This window comes from Thalassospira sp. MCCC 1A01428 (assembly GCF_002115825.1).
Taxonomy (GTDB): Bacteria; Pseudomonadota; Alphaproteobacteria; order Rhodospirillales; family Thalassospiraceae; genus Thalassospira.
Map to the genome: position 1 here is coordinate 17,678 of NZ_JFJZ01000029.1, position 20,852 is coordinate 38,529.

Genomic DNA, 20,852 nt, shown 5'->3' on the forward strand with positions numbered 1-20,852 from the left:
GCCGTGCGAACCGTTTAAGACCATAAGGATGGAACACAGTTGGAAAATGTTAAAGTTTTCGAATGGCGTTCCATCCGTGTTATGCTCTGCCAGATCTTGGCGGTTTTTACGCAAAGGGGGCGGGGATTTTTGCTATTGAAACAATAGAACGCTTCTCTCGGTGTGATAATTCCACTACGGTGGCCGGTCCCACACGGCTACAATTTTTCAGGACTTAATCGACTTTAGGTTAATTTCACCTAAATACCTGAAGTTAAAGGTATTATTATGACAAACAGAAACGACAAGCTGCGCGAAGCGGCATTGGACTATCACCGGTATCCCACCCCCGGTAAACTGGCAGTCGCGGCAACCACCACACTTGCCAACCAGCGTGATTTGGCCCTGGCCTATTCGCCCGGCGTCGCCTTTGCCTGCGAGGAAATTGTCAAAGACCCGGAAACCGCCGTTCATTACACGGCGCGTGCCAATCTGGTGGCGGTCATCACCAATGGTACGGCTGTTTTGGGGTTGGGCCCGATTGGCCCGCTGGCATCGAAACCGGTGATGGAAGGCAAGGCCGTCCTGTTTAAAAAGTTCGCCAATATCGACGTGTTCGATCTGGAAGTGAACGAACTGGACCCGCAAAAATTCATTGATATTGTCGCAGCCCTGGAACCCACCTTTGGCGGCGTCAATCTTGAAGATATCAAAGCGCCGGAATGCTTCATCATTGAAAAAGCATTGCGCGAACGTTGCAATATTCCGATTTTTCATGATGACCAGCATGGTACTGCCATTTGTGTTGCCGCTGCCGTGCGCAATGGCTTGCGCGTTGTTGGCAAGGACATTGAAAAAGTCCGTCTGGTGGCATCGGGTGCCGGGGCCGCCGCCCTTGCCTGTTTGAACCTGCTGGTATCGATGGGCCTGCCGCGCGAAAACATCACCGTTACCGACCGTTTCGGCGTGGTTTACAAAGGCCGCGAAGAGGAAATGGACCCGTGGAAAGCGGAATATGCCATTGAAACCAATGCCCGCACCCTTGATGACGTGATCGAAGGGGCCGATATTTTTCTGGGTCTTTCAGCACCAAACATCATGGGCGAAAAAGAACTGCGCAAAATGGGCGAACGCCCCATCATTATGGCGCTGGCCAACCCGACACCGGAAGTTTCGCCCGAACTGGTTAAGGAAATTCGCCCCGATGCCGTTATGGCAACCGGACGGACCGATTACCCCAATCAGGTTAATAACGTTCTGTGTTTCCCGTTCCTGTTCCGTGGCGCGCTCGATGTTGGTGCCACCGAAATTAACGAGGAAATGAAAATCGCCGCTGTCGAGGCGATTGCCGATTTGGCAACTGCCGAGGTTTCGGACATTGTTGCCACGGCCTATGGTGGCGAGGAACTTAAATTCGGGCCGGAATATCTGATTCCAAAACCGTTTGATCCGCGCCTGATGCTGGAAATTCCGCCCCGTGTTGCTAAGGCTGCCATGGATAGTGGTGTTGCCAAACGCCCGATCGAGGATTTCGATGCCTATCGCCAGCAGCTGGAAGGGTTTGTTTTCCGGTCTGGCCTGGTGATGAAGCCGGTATTTGATATGGCACGCAGCCATAAAAAACGGGTGGTTTACCCCGAAGGCGAATCGCGGCGTGTGCTTCAGGCCTGTCAGGTTCTGGTGGATGATGGCGTTTGCCATCCGGTGCTGATTGGGCGTCGCGAGGTTATTCTGGATCGCATCAAGGAAATTGGCTTGCGCCTGATCCCGGATGTTCAGGTCGAAATTCACGACCCCGACGATAATCGCCATTTCGAACAGGACTGGCAGGATTTCCATAACATTATGGGCCGTCGCGGCATTAACCCGGAATATGCCCGTTCTATCGTGCGGACCCGCCCGACCGTGGTGGCCTGCCTGATGCTACGCCGTGGCGAGGTGGACGCGATGGTTTGCGGCTGCCAGGGCGGTTTCCTGCGCCATCTGCGCTATGTCCGTAATCTGGTCGGCCTGCGTAAAGGTGTTTCGGATTTCTCGGCTGTAAACATGATGATCATGAAACAGGGGACGTTCTTTTTGACCGATACCTATGTTTCGGTTGATCCAACCCCCGAGCATGTAGCCGAAACCGCGATTATGGCGGCCGATGTGGTAAAACGGTTCGGGATTACGCCAAAGGCAGCGTTAATTTCGCATTCCAATTTTGGCAGCCATGAAAATCCGTCAGCTTGCAAGATGCGGGATGCCCTGAAAATTATTCGTGTTCAGGCACCGGATCTGGAAATTGAAGGCGAAATGCATGCCGACGCAGCCATTTCCGAAACCATTCGTAATCGCATTTTCCCCAATTCGATGTTGAAGGGCGCTGCCAACCTGCTGGTGATGCCAACCCTGGATGCGGCGAATATTTCCTATAATATGGTTAAAATGCTGGGCGATGGCTTGCCTGTTGGCCCGATTCTGGTCGGTGCGGCAAAGTCTGCTCATGTGGTTAGCCCGTCAATCACTGTGCGTGGCCTTGTAAATATGAGCGCCATCGCTGTTGTGGATGCGATTGACCGGGAACAGTCTCGCAATTAATTGCGTTTAACCGGGCAGTGCATCACCGCACTTGACCGGACATGAACGTTAGCGCAGAAACAGCCGTGCCGGACTGCAATGTCCGGTACGGCTTTTTTCTTTGGGACAGTAAACCGGCGCAGCATGTAAAATAACTGGGGAGGGGCAGATGACTGACATCGACGAACTTGATCGTCCGGGCAGTGCGACGTCGTCTGTATCGACAGGCGATGATTATGTTGATCTGACACCCGAATATGCCCGCGAAATTCTTGATGCCCTGCATCAGGAAGATACGCCACGCGTTGAAGAGCTGGTTGGCGAGCTTCACTTTGCCGATATTGCCGATTTGCTGGGCTGGGCCGGCAGTACGGAACGTCAGCAGCTTGTCGATGTTATCCGCCCCGACTTTGACCCCGAACTTCTAACCGAACTTGACGACGAATTGCGCGAGGAAGTCATCGCGCAGCTAGGTACGGCAGCCGTGGCCGAAGCCATTTCCGAACTTGATTCGGATGACGTGGTTGAAGTTATCGAAGACCTGGAAGAAGCAGACCAGCGCGAATTGCTGGGCGCGTTATCGGAAATTGAACGCGCCCGGGTACAGGAAGCCCTGTCGTACCCGGAATACACTGCTGGCCGTATTATGCAGCGCGAGCTGGTGGCGATCCCCGATTACTGGAGTGTCGGCCAGACAATTGACTTTCTGCGTTCAGCCAAAAACCTGCCCGAAGATTTTTACGATATTATCGTGGTGGACCCGCGGTATCGCCCGGTGGGCATGGTGCCGTTATCGCGCGCCATTCGTACCAATCGCCCGGTGCTGGTGCGTGACGTGATGGAAACAGACGACATGCGCACGGTGCTGGTCACCGAGGAACAGGAAAATGTCGCCCATCTGTTTCGCCAGCGCGACCTGATTTCCGCCCCTGTCGTTGATGATAATGGCCGGCTGGTTGGTGTGATTACGGTCGATGACGTGGTGGACGTGATTGACGAAGAATACGAAGAAGACATGATGCGCATGGCCGGTGTTGGCGAGGAAGACGACCTTTCCAGTGCCATTTTTGATACCACGCGGTCCCGCTTTACCTGGTTGTTTGTCAATCTGGGAACGGCGATTGGTGCATCTCTGGTGATTGGCCTGTTTCAACATACCATTGAAAGCCTGGTCGCCCTGGCCGTGTTGATGCCGATTGTGGCCTCGATGGGCGGAAATGCCGGGACACAAACCCTGACAGTGGCTGTACGCGCCATTGCCACCCGCGAATTAAACAGCACCAATGCCTGGCGCGTGGTGCGCAAGGAAGTGGCGGTTTGCACGCTTAACGGTTTGGCATTCGCGGTGCTAAGCGGGGCTGTTAGCTGGTTCTGGTTTGATAACATGCGCCTGGGCGCGGTTATCGGGGTGGCGATGGTCATTAACCTGATCATGGCCGGTGCGGCAGGGGCGATTATTCCGCTGGCCCTTGAACGGGCCGGGGTGGACCCGGCGGTGTCGTCATCGGTTTTTTTAACCACCATTACCGATGTGGTCGGGTTCTTTGCCTTTTTGGGGCTGGCGGCTGCCTTTTTAATGTAGGAACGCCTGCTAACCAGGCTCAATGCCCTGCGCGCCCGTTTGGGACTTGCCCGTAATGGTCACCCGGCACGCGGGTTTCAGTTTTGGGTGCAATTCCCGCCACGGTAATTTGCATATGTTATGGCGATGTGAAAATGGCTACCGCCTGGTAACGGTAGCCATGATCAATGCGGCTGGTTCGTGCCGTATGGTCACCGCCTGATATAAAATCAATGATCGCCGGGCTGATCTGTCGTTGCCTGGCGGGTCAAAAATGTTTGGGTTTCGTCTTTTGCAACCGGGGCCGAAAAAATGAACCCCTGCATTTCGTCACAATCCGCCGCACCCAGCATTGCCAGTTGGTCTTCGGTTTCGACACCAACGGCAACAACCCGGCGGTTCAGGCTTTTGCACAGGCGAACAGCGGGGTTTAGCACGCTGTTTTCAGGTTGTTCATCGAGCTCGATATCAAACAGGCTGCGCGACAGTTTTATCCGCTGGATCGGGAAGCGTTTAAGATAGCGTAGCGACGAATTGGCAGCGCCAAACTGATCCAGCGTCAGGCCGATACCGGCTTCGGCAAAGCGATAAAACTGGGTTAACGATCGTTCGGGGTCGCGCATGGCGATATCTTCGGCAACCTCAATTTCGATCAGGGCTGGTGGAATATCCTGACGTTCGGTTTCCTCGACGATGTTTTTGATAATATCGGCCTGAATAAATTGCCGCCCCGAAAGGTTCAGGGAAATGGGCACCGGCAAATATCCCTCGCTGCGCCATTGATTGATTTGCAAGCACACTGTTTCAATGATCCAGCGCCCCAGCGGTGCCAAAAGACCGGTTCGGTCCGCCACGGCAATAAAGTCGGGGGGCAGGTGACGTTGGCCGCTATCATCGACCCAGCGCAGCAGGGCTTCAAAGCCGGTCACACCATGATCGGACAAACGAAAACGTGGTTGATATTCCAGAACAAAGCGTTTTTCATCCACTGCCCGGCGTAGCTGTGTTTCCAGTGACAGACGGGCGTGCATGACGTTGTTCATGGTTTCAACAAAGAAACAATAAGACGACTCAGCCGATTTTTGCGCCCGGTACATTGCCGCATCGGCATTGGCCAGCAATTGGGATGGCGCACGCGCATCATTGGGGTAAAGGGCCACGCCAACGCTGACATGCAAGCGGATTTCATCCCCTGCAATGGGAATAGGATGGGAAATTGCCTCGACAATGCGTTCAGCCACCAGGGCGGCGCCTTCGGCCTCGGAAAGGTCGGTGGCAATAATGGCGAACATGTCACCGGAAAGCCGCGCGCAGGTGTCTTTTTCGCGCACTGTGGCGCGCAATCGCCCGGAAATGGACCGCAGGGTTTCATCGCCCACATCGGACCCGTATTTATCATTCACCGCCCGGAAGTTATCGATATCGACAACCAGAACCGACAACAGTTTTTCGTAACGTTTGGCGTGGGCAACGGCCTGGTTCAGGCGGTCATCAAACAGGGCACGGTTGGGCAGGCCGGTTAACGGGTCGTGGGTGGCAAGGTAACGCAGGCGGTTTACCGCCGCGTTGGCCGCCGGGTTATGATGCAACACAACATCAATGCAATCGGGATGCACATCCGACGGCGTCATCAACAGATCGCAAACAACATGCACGCCTTCAGCACTGCGAACGACCCATTCGCGGCGGACTTCCGTTTCGCCCTGGCTGACGGCGGTTAACAGCTTGTCCTGGGCGCGGTGCGATGATGTGCCATCAGATTGAAATTCAGGGGCGATATTATAAAGGCGGATAAAGCCGTAATCTTCTTCGCGCAGATCAAAAAAACTGGCGGTTTCGGGCGACATCATACGCAAATGACCATCTGCCTTGTTAATGGTCAGGGCAAGGTCGCTGATATTTTCGCGCCCGCGCAGGCGGTGCAGGCTTTTTGCCGTCGGGTTGCGGTTGGCATACATAAATAACAAGCCAGACAGCAAGCACGCCAGTATGAGACCAAAAACACTGATCATGTTCGGGGTCAGGGCGCTCAATCCGGAAATGTCGGGATCGGCCGTAACCTCAATATCCCAGTGCCGCCCGGCCACATTGATGCGAGTGCTGCGGGTTAGTCTGGGGTCGGTGCTGTCGCCCTGCATTTCAAACAGGACGCTATCGCCTTCGCGTACCCGAATAGTATAGCCCGCCAGATAATCGCTTTCCAGAACGTTACTTAGCATGGTGCGGATGCGAAACACCCCGTTTACCATGCCAATAATTTCGCCCTTGCTGTCTATAACGGGCACATAGGCGGCAAATCCGCGCCCGCCTTGCAATAACTCAAGTGTCGGCGTCATCTGGATTTTGCGCTGGTCAAACGCCATGTCAAGAACCGGCCCCGCAACCGGGTGGCGTTTTAAATCGGCCCCCATTGCCGGGACATTGCCCTTTATCGGGGCGACAAACTGGATGATATAGTTGGGGGAAATCCAGTTGACGGCCTGTAACGCCTCGAACCGGGACTGCAACGAGGACGCGTGGGATAAATATTGGCGTTCATCCAGCGGTGCGTCGCCCTGCCAGCTATCGGCAAAGTTTTCCAGGGCATGTAAATTGGCGGTTATGGTTTCATCAATCCGGTCGCCAAGCCCCTGCGCAAGCAGGTTCGCATTGGCGGCAAGGGCGTGATCGTTCGCCTGTTCCATTTGCCGGGCCACAAGCCAGAAAGCGCCGCCCAGTATACAGAAGAACAGGGCTGCAATAGCGACTGCACGTGGCTTGATTGCGGTTCTGTTTTTTTCCCGACCATCGTCAGGCAGATCAACGCCGTCCTGCATGGGCTCCCCGTTTTGTTATTTATGTCCTGGTCTGTGCGAAGGCCAGGTTTCCTGGAACTGGCCCGACGATCCCCCACTTATCCGGGCAAATCAGGAATTCGCCCATGTCGTTCCGCACCTTAAGATGGCAGCTTATCGGATTTCATTCCAAATGTGTCGCGAAATGTTTTCTGAAACAGAGGTTAGGGATAAAAGATAAATCGGTACGCCTATACGGAAGTTAGGGGTCATCTCCTGCGACATGGCAATAGGCGCCAGTTGGACCCTAGGCACAGGCGGCCCAAGGCCCTATAACAGGGGCCGTCATAACCCGCAGGTCCCATCGTGACAGAAAAACGCCATCGCGCGATGAAGGCCAAGGCAGGTTTGAAATTTTATCCCGTATAAGAGATCGATTATGAAAAACCGCGCGCGCAATCCTCGTTCCCGTCCCGGCCGTCGTTCCGGAGCGCCCCGGCGTGACCCGCTGATCGGGGTTGAGGTTGATGTTAAAATTGCCGATATCGGCGCGCGAGGAGACGGTTTGGCCGAAACCACAGCCATTGGGGGAAAATCGGTATTGGTTTATGTCGACGGGGTGCTGCCCGGCGATGAGGTTCGCGTTAAGCTGCGTCAAAAACGCGGTGACGGATATGGCGCCGAGGTTGTCGCGGTTCAAAAACGCCCCAAAGACCATGCAGCCGCCAAATGCTCGCATTATGACCAGTGTGGGGGCTGTTCGTTACAGCATCTTCCTGACGAGGATTATCGCATCTGGAAACGGCATCGTGCGGTGCAGGCTGTGATGCGGGCCGGTATTTCCGATGCCGGGGCGGCCGAAAACATGGTTGCTGCCCTTGAAACATCGCCGCCCGCCAGCCGCCGCCGGGCCGATTTTTCGGTTATTTGTACGCAGGACGGCGTTTTTGTCGGCTTTACCGAACGTTTTAGTCACCATATCGTCAATGTTTCCGATTGTGCTGTTTTGCTGCCGGCGATTGTAGATTTTAGAAATCAGTGCCAGGCGTTTCTCGAATCATTGCCGCGTGAAACCGTTGCCATCATTCGCAATGTCGTGGTCAATGCTGCCGACAACGGCCTTGATGTCATGATTGGCGCCACCCATGAGCCCAACCTTGATTTGCGCCAGGGCCTGGCCGAACTGGCTGATCACGTTGATCTTGCCCGTTTGGCATGGAAAGTGGGCGATCACGCAGCCGAACCCGTTGCCCAGCGCCGTACGCCGGAAGTTCGTTTTGCCGATGTGCCGGTGTTTGTTCCGTCGGGTGGTTTTTTGCAGGCAACCAAACAGGGCGAAACGGCCCTTACCAATGCCATTGCCAGCGCATTGTCGCGCATTCCTGCCCGTCAGGTGATTGACCTGTTTTGCGGAATTGGCAGTTTCACCTTTCCGCTGGCCTTAACCGGTGACCGGCGCCGGGTCATGGCGGTTGAGGGGGATATTGCTGCCGTGCGGGCGATGCAATATGCCGTTGGTCGGGCATCTGCGCCGATCGAGGTTGTGCATCGCGACCTGTTTCGCCAGCCGCTGGATGCCGAAGCCCTGAAAGATGCCGATGTTGTGGTGTTTGACCCGCCGCGCGCCGGGGCACTGGCACAATGCGAAATTTTGGCTAATTTTGGCCCGGAATGGATTTTGGCGGTGTCGTGCAACCCGGCAACCTTTGCCCGTGATATGCGTCTGTTGCGTAATGGTGGTTATGAATTGCAACAGGTGGTGCCGGTCGATCAGTTTTTGTGGTCGCCCCATCTTGAAATGTTTGCCGTTTTGCGCCGGACGTTGCCCGCTGCTGCGTAATTACGGGCCGGGTGTGCCTGTTTTATGTGTGTTAGGCCACAGTTTGCTGCGGGTTTCCTGCAACTGATTGTGGCCTTTCGTGTAACTGGCGGGCAGTGGTGCGAAATTGTTTGGGGGACAGGCCGGTATTGCGTTTAAACGCAGTGCTAAAGGCACTTTCCGACATGTAACCCAGTTCAAGGGCGAGCGAGGATACGGGAATATCACGTTCGCGAAGGGCGCGACGGGCAAGGCGCATACGCCAGTTTTGCACATAGGTTAATGGCGGCATGCCAACCCTGGTGCGAAACCGCAAGGCAAAACTGGTGCGTGACATGCCTACTTTCTGGGAAAGTTCGGCCAGGGTCCATGCGTGGGCGGGGCTGGTGTGGATATGGCGCAGGGCCGGGCCGATATGCGGGTCGCCAATGGCTTGTAACCAGCCGCGTTCCTGCGGGTCGGCATTGGCAATATAGGTCCGCAATACCTGTACGAACATCAATTGTGCCAACTGGTTGGATGCCACAGCCTGACCTGGCAAACCCAGGTCCTTTTCCGCAATCATTTGTTCCAGTAACCAGCGCAAAATCGCCGATTCCCGGTTATCTGCGCGAATACGCACCAGTTTGGGTAAAACGCCGGTCAAAAAATCCACCCCGTCGATATCAAGGCGAACATGCAACCCCAGAACAAAACAATCCGGCTGTTCGCCAATGACAAGGCAATTATTTGTGGTGTCCCGGTACGCCTTGCGGGCATCAATTGGCGTCAGGCCCGGTTCACTGGCCATGACATAGCCGTAACACCCGTTAAACAGCACAACGTCACCGGTTTCGATCCAGACCGCTGATAGATCTTCGCGCGGGTCCGGGATTAGCCAATAGCCACCCTGGACAACGGCGTTAAATTTTACACCGTCAGGAGGCGGCAATTGCAAGGCCCATTTGCCGCCTGCTTTCATCGCCCCGGAAATGGTGCTGCGAGCATTTAAAATATGTAGGGCATCGGACAGGGGATCAACAGTCATTTGGTACGATCGCGCAATTTATTGGGACTTTAGCGTATTCATCATTCAGAATTCCCAGCTTATATCAAGTGTCACCGTATGAACAGGAGACACAAAATGACAACAGCACAGGCGCCCATCGGCTCGGGGTTCAAGGCCGCGTCAACGACAAACGATGTTATCAACGGACAAGACCTGACAGGTAAGGTTGCCATTGTTACCGGCGGGTATTCGGGGCTTGGCGTGGAAACGGTTCGGGTTTTTCTAAAGGCTGGGGCACAGGTGATTGTGCCCACCCGCGACCGCGCCCGGGCGGAAAAGGCGCTGGCGGAGGTGCCCGGTGCAGAACTTATGGACCTGGACCTGATGAACCCGGCATCAATTGATGCCTTTGCCGATGCGTTCCTGGCATCCGGGCGTCCATTGCATGTGCTGGTAAATAATGCCGCTGTGATGGCAAGCCCGCTTTTGCGCGATGATCGCGGCAACGAAGCGCAGTTTTCCACCAACCATCTGGGGCATTTTCAGTTAACGATGCGGTTATGGCCGGCTTTGTGCAAGGCCAAAGGGGCGCGCGTGGTGGCGGTGTCGTCCCGTGGGCATCGGTACGCGCCGGTGGATCTGGAAGACCCGAATTTTAACAATCGTGATTATGACCCGTGGAAATCCTATGGTCAGTCAAAAACTGCAAATGCCTTGTTTGCCCTGGCACTTGATCAACGTGGTAAAGCCCATGATGTGCGGGCCTTTTCGCTGCATCCAGGCGGTATTCTTGCCACAAATCTTAGCCGGCATATGTCCGCCGAGGCATTACAGGCAACCGGTTTTGTTGCCAAAGACGGATCGCCAATTATCGACCCTGAAACAGGCAAAAAAACACTGGAACAAGGGGCGGCCACCACGGTTTGGTGTGCAACCAGCCCGCAATTAAACGGTATGGGCGGGGTTTATTGCGAAGATTGCGATATTTCCCCCGTCGTAAGTGCCGATGCGGAAACGGTCGGGGTTTTCTTTCCCGGTGTGTGGCCGTGGGCCTGTGATCCGCACCAGGCGGAAAAGCTGTGGCAGTTAAGCGAGAAAATGACAGGTGTGTCCTTTCCTGCGTCATAAAGCTGCCTATTGGCAATAACATGACCTGACAGGGTTAATATCGTATCGTCGCCCTGTTTTGATGTGACCCTGCATTTAACAGGGCGGCCTGGTTTGGGCCGCCCGTTTATTCGATGGTTTCGGTGTCATAGACACCCCAAATTCCCTGGCGTTGCACCCAGCCGTCGTAATCCTGAAACTGGACCTGGCACCAGTCGACCCCTTTGGGGCAGGTTTCCACCCGGCCGACAACCCCGGCTTTAACCAGGGCAATGGGCCGGGCATTTTTGTCGGCTGCGGCATAAAGCGTAATTTCATCGCCGGTGACAATGACATAACGGGTGCCGATTAGCAGGCTTTGATGGACCCAGCCCTCGCTGCCTTCCCAGTCGCGTACTTTGCGCCAGGTATCAAATTCCGATACCACTTCCATCGGTAAATGGCTGTGCTGATAAATCCAGACCTTGGGGTAACGCAGCCCCGGGCCGGAACGCAGATGTACCTTATCTGACCGCAATGCAACAAACCGGGGGATCGGCAGGCCCGATTCTTGTGCAAGAGCAAAGTTTGGCAGGATAAAACCGCATAATACGATCAATAGAAGGAGCTTTCGCATCCCAGCAGGCATGGGGGTGGTTCCCTTTTTGTGGTCAGTAACCCGACTTTATCGTCAAAATCGGATATTTAAGAAATAAAATTACAAAAAAGACGTCAAAATTCTTGCTTTCGTACCTTTGGCCGTGGCATCACTGCATTGCGGCAAGATGCAAAGGCCCAAAAAGCAATCTTGCCAGCAAAGAGTTAAAAGACCGCATAGGATCGGCAGATGACCAAGAAAAAGCCCCTCGTCATCGTGACCCGCAAGTTGCCGGAAGCGATTGAAACCCGCATGATGGAACTGTTCGATAGCCGGTTGAACATCGACGATACGCCGATGGACAAAACCGCCCTGATCGAAGCTGTGAAACATGCCGATGTTCTGGTGCCGACTGTTACCGACCGTATCGATGCGGCGGTTCTGGCCCATGCGGGGCCGAATTTGCGTCTTATTGCCAACTTTGGCAATGGTATAGACCATCTTGATCTGCAAACAGCACGCCAGCGCGGCATTACTGTGACCAATACCCCCGATGTCCTGACCGAAGACACCGCCGATATGACGATGGGGTTAATCCTTTCCGTTTCGCGCCGGGTCGGCGAGGGGGAACGCCTTATTCGTTCTGGCGACTGGAATGGCTGGGGGCCAACATTGATGCTGGGCCACCGTATTTGGGGCAAGCGCCTGGGTATTGTTGGCATGGGCCGCATTGGCCGGGCTTTGGCACGCCGGGCCAAGGGATTTGGCCTGTCGGTGCATTATCATAACCGCCGCCGGGTTCACCCCGATATTGAAGAAGAACTTGAAGCCACCTATTGGGAAAGCCTGGACCAGATGCTGGCCCATGTGGATGTGGTATCGGTCAATTGCCCGCATACACCGGCGACCTATCACTTGCTGTCGGCGCGGCGGTTAAAGCTTTTGCAATCACACGCCATTCTGGTTAACACCGCACGCGGTGAAATTGTTGACGAAGCCGCGCTGACGCGGATGTTGTCCAATCAGGAAATTGCCGGGGCCGGGCTGGATGTGTTTGAACATGAACCTGCGGTAAACCCGAAACTGATCGAACTTAACAATGCCGTGCTGTTGCCCCATATGGGGTCGGCCACCATCGAGGGGCGCATTGATATGGGCGAAAAGGTGCTGATTAACATTAAAACCTTTGTCGATGGACATACCCCGCCCGACCGCGTGATTGAAGGGTTACTGTAAAACACAGGTTCTGTTTTCAGGTCTCTATCAATATCAACTGCCAAAAGCCTGCCGCAATGATAGACGGCGGGCTTTTTTATGCTGCGGTTCCGCCGGGGTAAAATATATCGGGTCATTTTGGGGCGGGCAGGTTGGGGTGGTCAGGTAAATTAATCGCTCCTCCTGACATATCCTGACAGGGGTGTGGCGAATTTGAACGTTGCGCCATTTCCTTTTGCCACAGGCTTCGGTATCACTGGGGGATAAATGTCTCTCAGGGAGTTCCCCCAATGGCCTATTTGTTTGCACCTGCCGATGTTACGACTGTTCCGGTTGACGGCAGCGACGATGTTTTTCCGGTAAATCGTATTTTTTGCATTGGCAAAAACTATGCCGATCATGTGCGTGAAATGGGGTCGGACCCGGCCAGCACGCCACCTTGTATTTTCATGAAACCGGCAAATTGCCTGAAGGTTGGTGACGGCGATCTGGCCTATCCTTCTGCCACGCAGGATTTGCATTATGAAGGTGAGCTGGTTGTTGCCCTGGGTGCGGGTGGCAAGGATCTGGACCGGGCGGCAATTGAAGAGGCAATTTTTGGCTATGCCTGCGGACTTGATATGACGCGCCGCGATGTGCAGGGCGACCTTAAGGAGCGCCGCTTGCCGTGGGATATGGGCAAATCATTTGATGATTGTGCCGCGATTTCGGCCATTCGCCCGAAAGATGCCTGTGGTACCCCGGCTGACACCAATTTGCAGCTGTCGGTTAACGATACCGTGCGCCAGAATGATACAACCGCCAAAATGATCTGGCCGGCGATTGATGCGCTGGTTCATCTTTCCACCCTGATCGAACTTAAAGCGGGCGATTTGCTTTATACCGGAACCCCCGAAGGTGTTGGTGCGGTTGTCCGTGGCGACCGCATGGACCTGGTGATTGAAAATGTTGGTTCACTGTCGGTGACATTGAAATAACCTGAGTAACCCCAATAACGGAGCCGGTTTTGAAAATCGTAAGCTGGAATATCAATTCGGTGCGCTTGCGCATCGACCAGGTGGCAGAGTTTTTGCGCGACCAGCAGCCCGATGTGTTGTGCTTGCAGGAATTAAAATGCCCCGACGAGCATTTCCCCCACGAGGCCTTTGATGCACTGGGCTATAAACATCGCCACGTGCATGGAATGAAATCCTATAACGGCGTGGCGATTATTTCCAAAATGCCATTTACCGGCACTGAAATTAAGCATTTTTGCGGCAAGGAAGACCGTCGTCATTGTATGGCGGTGTTTGAAAATGGCGTTGAAGTGCATAATTTTTACATCCCCGCCGGTGGGGATGAACCCGATGTTACCATCAATGAAAAATTCGCGCATAAACTGTCATTTTTGCAGGAAATGACTCAGTGGTGGACAGAACGCCGCCAGACCGGTGAACGTAAAGCCGTGCTGGTTGGGGATTTTAACATTGCCCCGTCGGAAAATGATGTCTGGTCGCACAAGCAGCTTTTGAAAGTGGTCAGCCATACCCCGGTCGAGGTGGAAGCGCTGGAACGTTTTCGTCAAAGCGGCGATTTTATTGATGCTGTGCGTGAAATTTACCCGGAACCGGAAAAACTGTTTAGCTGGTGGAGCTATCGGTCACGCGACTGGCGGGTCTCGAACAAGGGCCGACGGCTGGACCATGTTTGGATGACACCGGAACTGGCCGGAACAGTCACCAGGGCATCAGTATACGATACTGCGCGTGATTGGGTGAAACCGTCGGATCATGCGCCAGTCATTGCCGAGTTCAACGTTTGATATTTGCAGATTAACCGGTTCTTGTGGTCAGGAACCGGTACAAAGGCTGCCGCGATACAAAAAGAAGCACAGGCGAGGTATCTGCTTGAAACAGCGGATTTTTCTTCCTCCTGTGCTTTTTTTATGGGAAACTTTCCCCCGGTTTGGGGAGAGGAAATAGCGATTGGGCCTTTGGCGTAATAATCCTGTGCTCGATATTATGTCGGTTCGTCCAGTATTTCCGGAAGTGGGAAAATGATATGCGTAAAATCCTGATTGGCCTGACGATCATTGTGCTGATCGTTGTCGGGTTTCTTGTTTATCTTTATGCCAACCTTGATTCGATTGTGAAATCGACCATCGAGGAAGCCGGAACGCGGGTGACCCAGGCCGAGGTTAGCGTTGATGCCGTTAAGATTGAAACCACCCAGAACACCGCCGAGATCAAAGGTCTGAAAATTGGTAATCCGGATGGATTTTATAGCGAGCAGGCCTTTTCGCTAGGGGATATTTCGGTTGTGATTGATGGATCGTCACTGACCGAGCCTGTTATTCATGTTGAAAAGGTTATGATCGATGCGCCGTCGATCATTTACGAGGTCGGCGATAACACATCCAATATTGCGACGATCCAGCGCAATGTTGAAAGTTTTATCAGTCGTGTTTCCGGGCCGGCCGGTGATGATGCGACCAGGGATGCCAAACAAATCAACGAGGATCAAAGTGGCACCCGTGTTGTCATTGATCACGTGTATATTCAGAATGGCTCTGTGGCAATTTCGGCCAGTTTCCTCGGCGGGAAAAAGCTGTCAACATCGTTGCCTGACCTGCATTTGACCGATATCGGCCGCGACAGTAACGGGGCAACGCCTGCACAGGTTGCCGAGAAAATTTTATCGGCGATGAACGGTGCTGTGATTAACTCGGTTTCAAAGTTGAATATGGACGGTTTGATGCAGGGTGTTGGTGATTTTAGCAAAAGCCTGACGGCCCCGCTGGGGGCATTGGGAACGTCGGGAGCCGCCGGATCGGGCACAGATGGCGGTAGTTCGTTAAAAAATGGAGCGAATGCCGTGGGAAATGCGGTTAAAGGTCTGTTTGGCACGGGTAAGTCCGATAGCGAATGACAACAGGGGCCGCAGTGGCGTTGTCCTGATACTGTATTTGTCGGGCAGGCTGCAGCAAGCCTAAAGGCATGAAATCAGGGCTAAACAGCCCTAAACTTGCCAAATTCTATCGCTTATATAGCGCCGCGAGGAGATTGATATTTTAACAATGTTGCGCCTGCGGTTTCGTGATTAATCTGTATGGAATGGGAAAGAACCGTTCTGCATTTGAACAAGGGATATGAAATGCGTTTACTGATTGCTTTATTGCTGCCGTGGCTGTTGTTTTTTACCATTGGGCGGCCTTTTGCCGGGATTATCTGCCTGATTTTGCAAATCACCCTTCTCGGCTGGATTCCGGCTGCGATCTGGGCGGTTTATGCGCTAAGCCAGTATAATACCGACAAAAAGATCCAGAACGCGTTCGGCGATCGCACGTTCTGATACGGCGAAAATGGACCAGACATGTTACCCGGCACTGTCATATGTGCCGGGTTTTTTTTATGGTTTAGTCCTTCGAAGCGATGCGGGTATTGGGTGGTGCCGTATTATACCGTGATCAGTGTATTGCAATTATCGCCCTTGCGAACCGCCAATATCACGGGTCAGGCGGGCTGCAAAATCGTCGGTCATGCCGGAAATATAATCGAGTATCGACAGATAAAGATCATAAAGCCCGCCACCGATTGGTAAATCATCGCGGCCAATCAGTTCACGCACCCGTGCGGCGCGATAGGATAATTCGCTTTCGCTATGCGCCTGATGAATTTCCAGTGCCGTGCGACAAAAGGTTTCCAGCAAGACTTCGATACAGGCAAAGGCACCAACCTCGATCTGAACCTTGCGGCGGTTCAAAATGATCTGCTGTTCGGAAAATTCCTTGGCCCGTAAAATCATATCGTTATAGGGGCCATCGACATGGCTTAGAAGTTCGCCCGTCATTTCGCCCGCCAGCAATTGTTCTTCGTTGGCAATAAAGGCATCGCTGGTCGCGGCAAGCAGCCCGGTCATGATGCGCCCCCGCAGAAAGTTCATTTTTCGCGTAACGTTTTGTTCGCGGTGATATTCCCCTGGTACATCATGGATGCATGGCATGATCAGGTTCTCAAATACCTGAAAATCAACCAGTTCCAGTTCGATCCCGTCTTCAATATCGATCAGGGCATAACAAATGTCGTCTGCCGCCTCGACCAGATAAACAAGCGGGTGGCGGGCATAACAATTTTCTCCCCGCCTGATCAGACCGGTGACGTCCGCCACCTTTGCCAGCATCGGGGCTTCCTGTTGAAACGCGCCGAATTTGCGCTTTTCGGGAAAGGGGCTGTCAATTGCCGTCCACGGATATTTGATGAAACTGGCAAGGGTGGCATAGGTCAGGCGCATGCCGCCATCATGCAGGCCGGTGCGTTTGTTGGTCAGCAACCGAAAACCCTGGGCATTGCCCTCGAATGTCAGTAAATCGGCGCGTTCACCATCGGAGAGCGGCGCCAGGAATTTTTCGTCGGCTTCGGCAAACCATTGGCGAATGGCATATTCCCCGGCATGACCAAAAGGCGGGTTGCCAATATCGTGGGCCAAGGCGGCGGCCTGGCTGATTGCGGCCAAATGATCGGCCTCGACATGGTCGGGAAGATGCTGTTTTTCCGCCAGACGATGCCCTACCATCAGCCCCATTGACCGCGCAACACAGGAAACTTCCAGGCTGTGGGTCAGCCGGGTGTGAATATTGTCGTTTTCAGGCAGGGGGTGAACCTGGGTTTTGCGTTGCAGGCGGCGAAAGGCCGATGAAAAAATGATCCGGTCGTAATCTTTATGAAAATCGGACCGGCCAAAGGTTCCCACAGATGAATGTTGGGTGCCCAACCGGGCCGGGGACAGCAGTTTTTGCCAGTTCATCATCTGTTTTGGTTCCTGAATGTGTCGGTCATGGGCGCACTTTGCCGCAAAGGTCATGATATAACCTTAAGACTGCTGCTGCTAAAACAGGTTGGGTAAAATTTAATTATGCACCGGGCACCGCAGCCGACCCAGCCAGCAGGCCGCCATCAATGGTAAGTTCGGCCCCTGTCATATAGGCAGCCTCGTCCGATGCCAGCATCACGGCTACGGCGGCGACTTCGGCGGGGGTGCCAAACCGTTTGGCCGGTGTATCGGCCACAAGGGCTGCCATCCGTGTTTCGCGGTCAGGGCCAGTACCCAGCATGGGTTCCCACATGGGTGTTAAAATGGCGGCAGGATGAATGGAATTACAGCGAATATTATACCCTTTCTGGGCACAATAAAGCGCAACCGTTTTACTGTGGTTGCGAACAGCAGCCTTTGAGGCGGCATAAGCGGCAGCCAGAGGAATGCCGACCATGCCGGACCGCGATGAGATATTTATGATCGATCCGGAAGGCCGGTTTTGCATGGCGCCAATGGCATATCGGCAACCCAGAAATGTTCCGTCAAGATTAACGCGATGAACGGCCTGCCAGTCGTCAAGGCTGGCATGTTCGGGGTCATGGGCAACCACACCATTTTCAAAACCGGTGATGCCGGCATTATTGACCAGAACATCGATTTCCGGCACCGCCTTTGCCAGGTTCTGCCAGCCTTTTTCACAGCCAACATCATGGTGAACGGGCGTGCATTTTGTTTCGCGGGCAAAAGCCTGAAGGGCTGTTTCGTCACAATCGGTGGCGATGACATTTGCACCTTCGTTGATAAAAGCCCGGCAAATGGCGGCACCGATACCGCGCGCAGCACCGGTAACGACACAGGTTTTGTTTTCAAGGCGTTTCATCCGGGGCTCCTGTGTTTGTAAATGCCGATTAATACAACCTTAAATATTAAAAAAGTGGCGCGTTGGGGAACGCGCCACTTCATTTTAAGGGTTTTGTAAGGGCCGATGCCTTATTGGCCCAGCCCCTTTTCCATTACCAGATCAAGGCGACGGGCAAAGGCGACAGGGTCGGGCAGGGCTTCGCCTTCTAAAATGCGGGCCTGATCAAGCAAAAGCAGGGCAGCGTCATTCAGGATATCAGCTTTGGCATCGGCATTGGCAACACCGGACAGCTTTTTGATCAGGCTGTGTTTCGGGTTGATTTCCAGAATGCGCGTGCTGACATCGTCAACCCGGTTATGCTGTTTCATCAGCCGTTCCATCCGCAGGTCCATGTCGCTTTCATCGGCGATCAGGCAGCAGGCAGAACTGGTTAAACGGTCGGATTCGCGAACATCTTTCACATTGGTACCCAGCGCAATTTTGATCGCGGCAATCAGGGTATCAAGTTCGGCGTCGCTCACCGGTTTTTCATCGGCGTCGTCTTTTTTGTCGGCTTCATTTTCATCGGTTTTGACGTCATTCAAATCGGCACCGCCCCGGGTGACAGATTTGAAGTCTTTTTCGTCAAACTGGCCGACAGACGGCATCCAGAATTCATCAACCGGGTCGGTCAACAGCAGGACTTCAACGCCCTTGGCATCAAAGCCTTCCAGCTGCGGGCTGCGGCGCAGGGCATCGACGTCTTCGCCGCTGATATAATAGATGGCTTTCTGGCCTTCTTTCATCCGGCTGACATAATCTTCAAGGCTGGTCCAGCCATCGGCTTTGGATGATTTGAACCGGGCCAGCTTCAGGATACGGTCACGGTTGGTATAATCTTCATACAGCCCTTCCTTCACGACCGAGCCAAAGGCCTCCCAGAAGGTGTTGTAACCTTCGGTGTCCTTTTTGGCGCTGCTTTCAAGTTCCGAAAGCAGTTTTTTGGTCAGGCCGTTTTTGATTTTGGTCAGCAGCGGGTGGTCCTGCAACATTTCGCGCGAAACGTTAAGCGGCAGGTCCTGGCTGTCAACCACGCCCGATACAAACCGCAACCAGGGTGGCAGCAATTCGTCGGCACCTTCGGTGATGAAAACCTTGCGCACATAAAGTTTCAGGTGATTGGTGCGTGACGGATCATACAAATCGAACGGGCGCATGGTCGGGATATAAAGAAGCCCGGTATATTCAATGGCACCTTCGGCCTGATAGTGGATGGTTTTCCAGGGTTCATCAAACGCGTGCGAGCTGTGTTTGTAAAATTCCTTGTACTGCTCGTCGGTGATTTCCGATTTCGGGCGCGTCCACAGGGCCGATGCTTCGTTCAGGGTTTCGTCATCGCCATCGGCCTTCATCAGCACAACCGGAATGCCGATATGGTCGGAATAGGTTTTAACGATGTGGCGCAGGCGGTGTTCTTCGGTGAAATCCTTGGCGTCATCGTTCAGATGCAGCGTGATCTGGGTGCCGCGGCCTTCCATTTCGGTTTCGGCGATGGTGTATTCACCCTTGCCATCCGATGTCCATTTCCAGGCCTGGCTGTCACCCGCCTTTTTGGTAATGACTTCCACCTTGTTGGCAACCATGAAGGCTGAATAAAAACCAACCCCGAACTGCCCGATCAGATCGACGCTTTTTTTCGCGTCCTTGGCCTGGGTCATGGCTTCAACAAACTTTGCCGTGCCCGAATTGGCGATTGTGCCCAGGTTTTCCACCAGATCGGCCTTGTTCATGCCAATGCCGTTATCAATGATGGTCAGAACGTTGCGGAAATTATCTGTCATCAGGCGAATTTTAAATTCGCTGTCCCCGGCAATCAGTTCCGGGTTGCCAATGGCTTCGTAGCGCAGCTTGTCACACGCATCAGATGCGTTGGAAATGAGCTCGCGCAGGAAGATGTCCTTATTGGAATAAAGCGAGTGGACAACGATGTCGAGAAGGCGGCTGACCTCGGCCTCGAACCGCATTTTTTCTTCCGTCATGACCTCTGTTTTCTCCTTTGGGATCAATGGACTTACCATCAATTTACAAGGGATACGATTATATCCCCCGCGACCTTAATCTGCTTGATATGCGTCAACACATCTTGCAGCGCAAGCCCTGTATCCTACATCTATATTAAAGATGGTTTTTCCCGGCACCGCAAACAGGGTGTCGGTCCTGCCCCGGGATGGGCGTCATCCCGGATAAAATGCAAGGCGCAAAGTCTTGTGAACGTCCAAGCCTTAAACAGGAGGCCCTATATGAAGGTTCCCGTGCAAATCACCTATCGTGATGTTGATCAGTCCGATGCGCTTGACGAGCGTATTCGTTTTAAGGTGGAGAAACTGGAAGAAACCTTCGACCGCATGACATCGTGCCATGTGGTTATTGAAAAGCCCCATTCATCCCATGCGCGCACGCAATATTCTGTCCATTTTGGAATTAACGTTCCGGGAAAGGAAATTATGGTCAAGCGCGACAGTGCCGACCATGCGCACGAGGACGTCTATATCGCGCTGAAAAACAGTTTTATGGCCGCGCGACGGCAGCTAAAGGACTATGCCGAGAAAATGCGCAATCATTGATCTGACCCTGCGCAGAT

At 53.6% G+C, this 20,852-nt stretch carries 16 protein-coding genes; 10 read left to right on the forward strand and 6 right to left on the reverse strand.

Annotated features, from left to right (window positions below):
* Positions 1-267 precede the first annotated feature (267 nt).
* Both THS27_RS18545 and mgtE read left to right on the forward strand, forming a co-directional pair.
* A complete protein-coding gene (locus THS27_RS18545) occupies positions 268-2,559 on the forward strand; it encodes an NADP-dependent malic enzyme (RefSeq protein ID WP_085593553.1) in 2,292 nt (763 codons plus the stop codon).
* Positions 2,560-2,707: 148 nt separating this feature from the next.
* The gene (mgtE, locus tag THS27_RS18550; protein ID WP_085593554.1) at positions 2,708-4,120 is read left to right on the forward strand and encodes a magnesium transporter; all 1,413 of its coding nucleotides are present in this window, start codon (positions 2,708-2,710) and stop codon (positions 4,118-4,120) included.
* A 209-nt stretch (positions 4,121-4,329) separates the two neighbouring features.
* Here the strand turns inward: mgtE and THS27_RS18555 are convergent, their stop codons facing one another.
* On the reverse strand, positions 4,330-6,915 hold the full coding sequence (locus THS27_RS18555) for an EAL domain-containing protein (RefSeq protein ID WP_085593555.1): 2,586 nt from the start codon (positions 6,913-6,915) through the stop codon (positions 4,330-4,332).
* Between the two features lie 397 nt (positions 6,916-7,312).
* Here THS27_RS18555 and THS27_RS18560 point away from each other — a divergent pair, with 397 nt between their 5' ends.
* Complete coding sequence (locus THS27_RS18560; protein WP_085593556.1) at positions 7,313-8,713, forward strand: class I SAM-dependent RNA methyltransferase; 1,401 nt, start codon at positions 7,313-7,315, stop codon at positions 8,711-8,713.
* Positions 8,714-8,744: 31 nt separating this feature from the next.
* On the opposite strand, the gene THS27_RS18565 is transcribed toward THS27_RS18560, so the two are convergent.
* Positions 8,745-9,719: an AraC family transcriptional regulator gene (locus tag THS27_RS18565; RefSeq protein ID WP_085593557.1), complete on the reverse strand. Its 975-nt coding sequence runs from the start codon at positions 9,717-9,719 to the stop codon at positions 8,745-8,747.
* Positions 9,720-9,815: 96 nt separating this feature from the next.
* On the opposite strand from THS27_RS18565, the gene THS27_RS18570 reads away from it, so the two are divergent.
* Positions 9,816-10,808, forward strand: coding sequence for an oxidoreductase (locus THS27_RS18570; protein ID WP_085593558.1), 993 nt, complete (start codon positions 9,816-9,818; stop codon positions 10,806-10,808).
* 106 nt (positions 10,809-10,914) lie between these two features.
* Here the strand turns inward: THS27_RS18570 and THS27_RS18575 are convergent, their stop codons facing one another.
* Complete coding sequence (locus THS27_RS18575) at positions 10,915-11,415, reverse strand: SH3 domain-containing protein (protein ID WP_085593559.1); 501 nt, start codon at positions 11,413-11,415, stop codon at positions 10,915-10,917.
* Between the two features lie 198 nt (positions 11,416-11,613).
* Here THS27_RS18575 and THS27_RS18580 point away from each other — a divergent pair, with 198 nt between their 5' ends.
* From THS27_RS18580 to THS27_RS18600, 5 genes are all read left to right on the forward strand, one after another.
* Positions 11,614-12,600: a D-glycerate dehydrogenase gene (locus tag THS27_RS18580; RefSeq protein ID WP_085593560.1), complete on the forward strand. Its 987-nt coding sequence runs from the start codon at positions 11,614-11,616 to the stop codon at positions 12,598-12,600.
* Between the two features lie 269 nt (positions 12,601-12,869).
* Positions 12,870-13,556: a fumarylacetoacetate hydrolase family protein gene (locus THS27_RS18585; RefSeq protein ID WP_085593561.1), complete on the forward strand. Its 687-nt coding sequence runs from the start codon at positions 12,870-12,872 to the stop codon at positions 13,554-13,556.
* Positions 13,557-13,585: 29 nt separating this feature from the next.
* Positions 13,586-14,380: an exodeoxyribonuclease III gene (gene xth / locus THS27_RS18590; RefSeq protein ID WP_085593562.1), complete on the forward strand. Its 795-nt coding sequence runs from the start codon at positions 13,586-13,588 to the stop codon at positions 14,378-14,380.
* A gap of 239 nt (positions 14,381-14,619) precedes the next feature.
* Positions 14,620-15,486, forward strand: coding sequence for a hypothetical protein (locus THS27_RS18595; RefSeq protein ID WP_085593563.1), 867 nt, complete (start codon positions 14,620-14,622; stop codon positions 15,484-15,486).
* A gap of 225 nt (positions 15,487-15,711) precedes the next feature.
* Positions 15,712-15,909, forward strand: coding sequence for a YqaE/Pmp3 family membrane protein (locus THS27_RS18600; protein ID WP_085593564.1), 198 nt, complete (start codon positions 15,712-15,714; stop codon positions 15,907-15,909).
* A gap of 129 nt (positions 15,910-16,038) precedes the next feature.
* Here the strand turns inward: THS27_RS18600 and THS27_RS18605 are convergent, their stop codons facing one another.
* The 3 genes from THS27_RS18605 to htpG all read right to left on the reverse strand — a co-directional run bounded on the left by THS27_RS18605 (position 16,039) and on the right by htpG (position 20,250).
* Positions 16,039-17,364 (reverse strand): deoxyguanosinetriphosphate triphosphohydrolase, encoded by a 1,326-nt coding sequence (locus THS27_RS18605; protein ID WP_085593565.1) that lies wholly within the window; start codon positions 17,362-17,364, stop codon positions 16,039-16,041.
* Between the two features lie 103 nt (positions 17,365-17,467).
* The gene (locus THS27_RS18610) at positions 17,468-18,250 is read right to left on the reverse strand and encodes an SDR family oxidoreductase (RefSeq protein ID WP_085593566.1); all 783 of its coding nucleotides are present in this window, start codon (positions 18,248-18,250) and stop codon (positions 17,468-17,470) included.
* Between the two features lie 110 nt (positions 18,251-18,360).
* The gene (gene htpG / locus THS27_RS18615) at positions 18,361-20,250 is read right to left on the reverse strand and encodes a molecular chaperone HtpG (protein WP_085593567.1); all 1,890 of its coding nucleotides are present in this window, start codon (positions 20,248-20,250) and stop codon (positions 18,361-18,363) included.
* 261 nt (positions 20,251-20,511) lie between these two features.
* Between htpG and THS27_RS18620 the strand changes: the two genes are divergently transcribed.
* Entirely contained in the window at positions 20,512-20,835 is a 324-nt protein-coding gene (locus THS27_RS18620) for an HPF/RaiA family ribosome-associated protein (protein ID WP_085593568.1), read from the forward strand.
* The last annotated feature ends 17 nt before the right edge of the window (positions 20,836-20,852 follow it).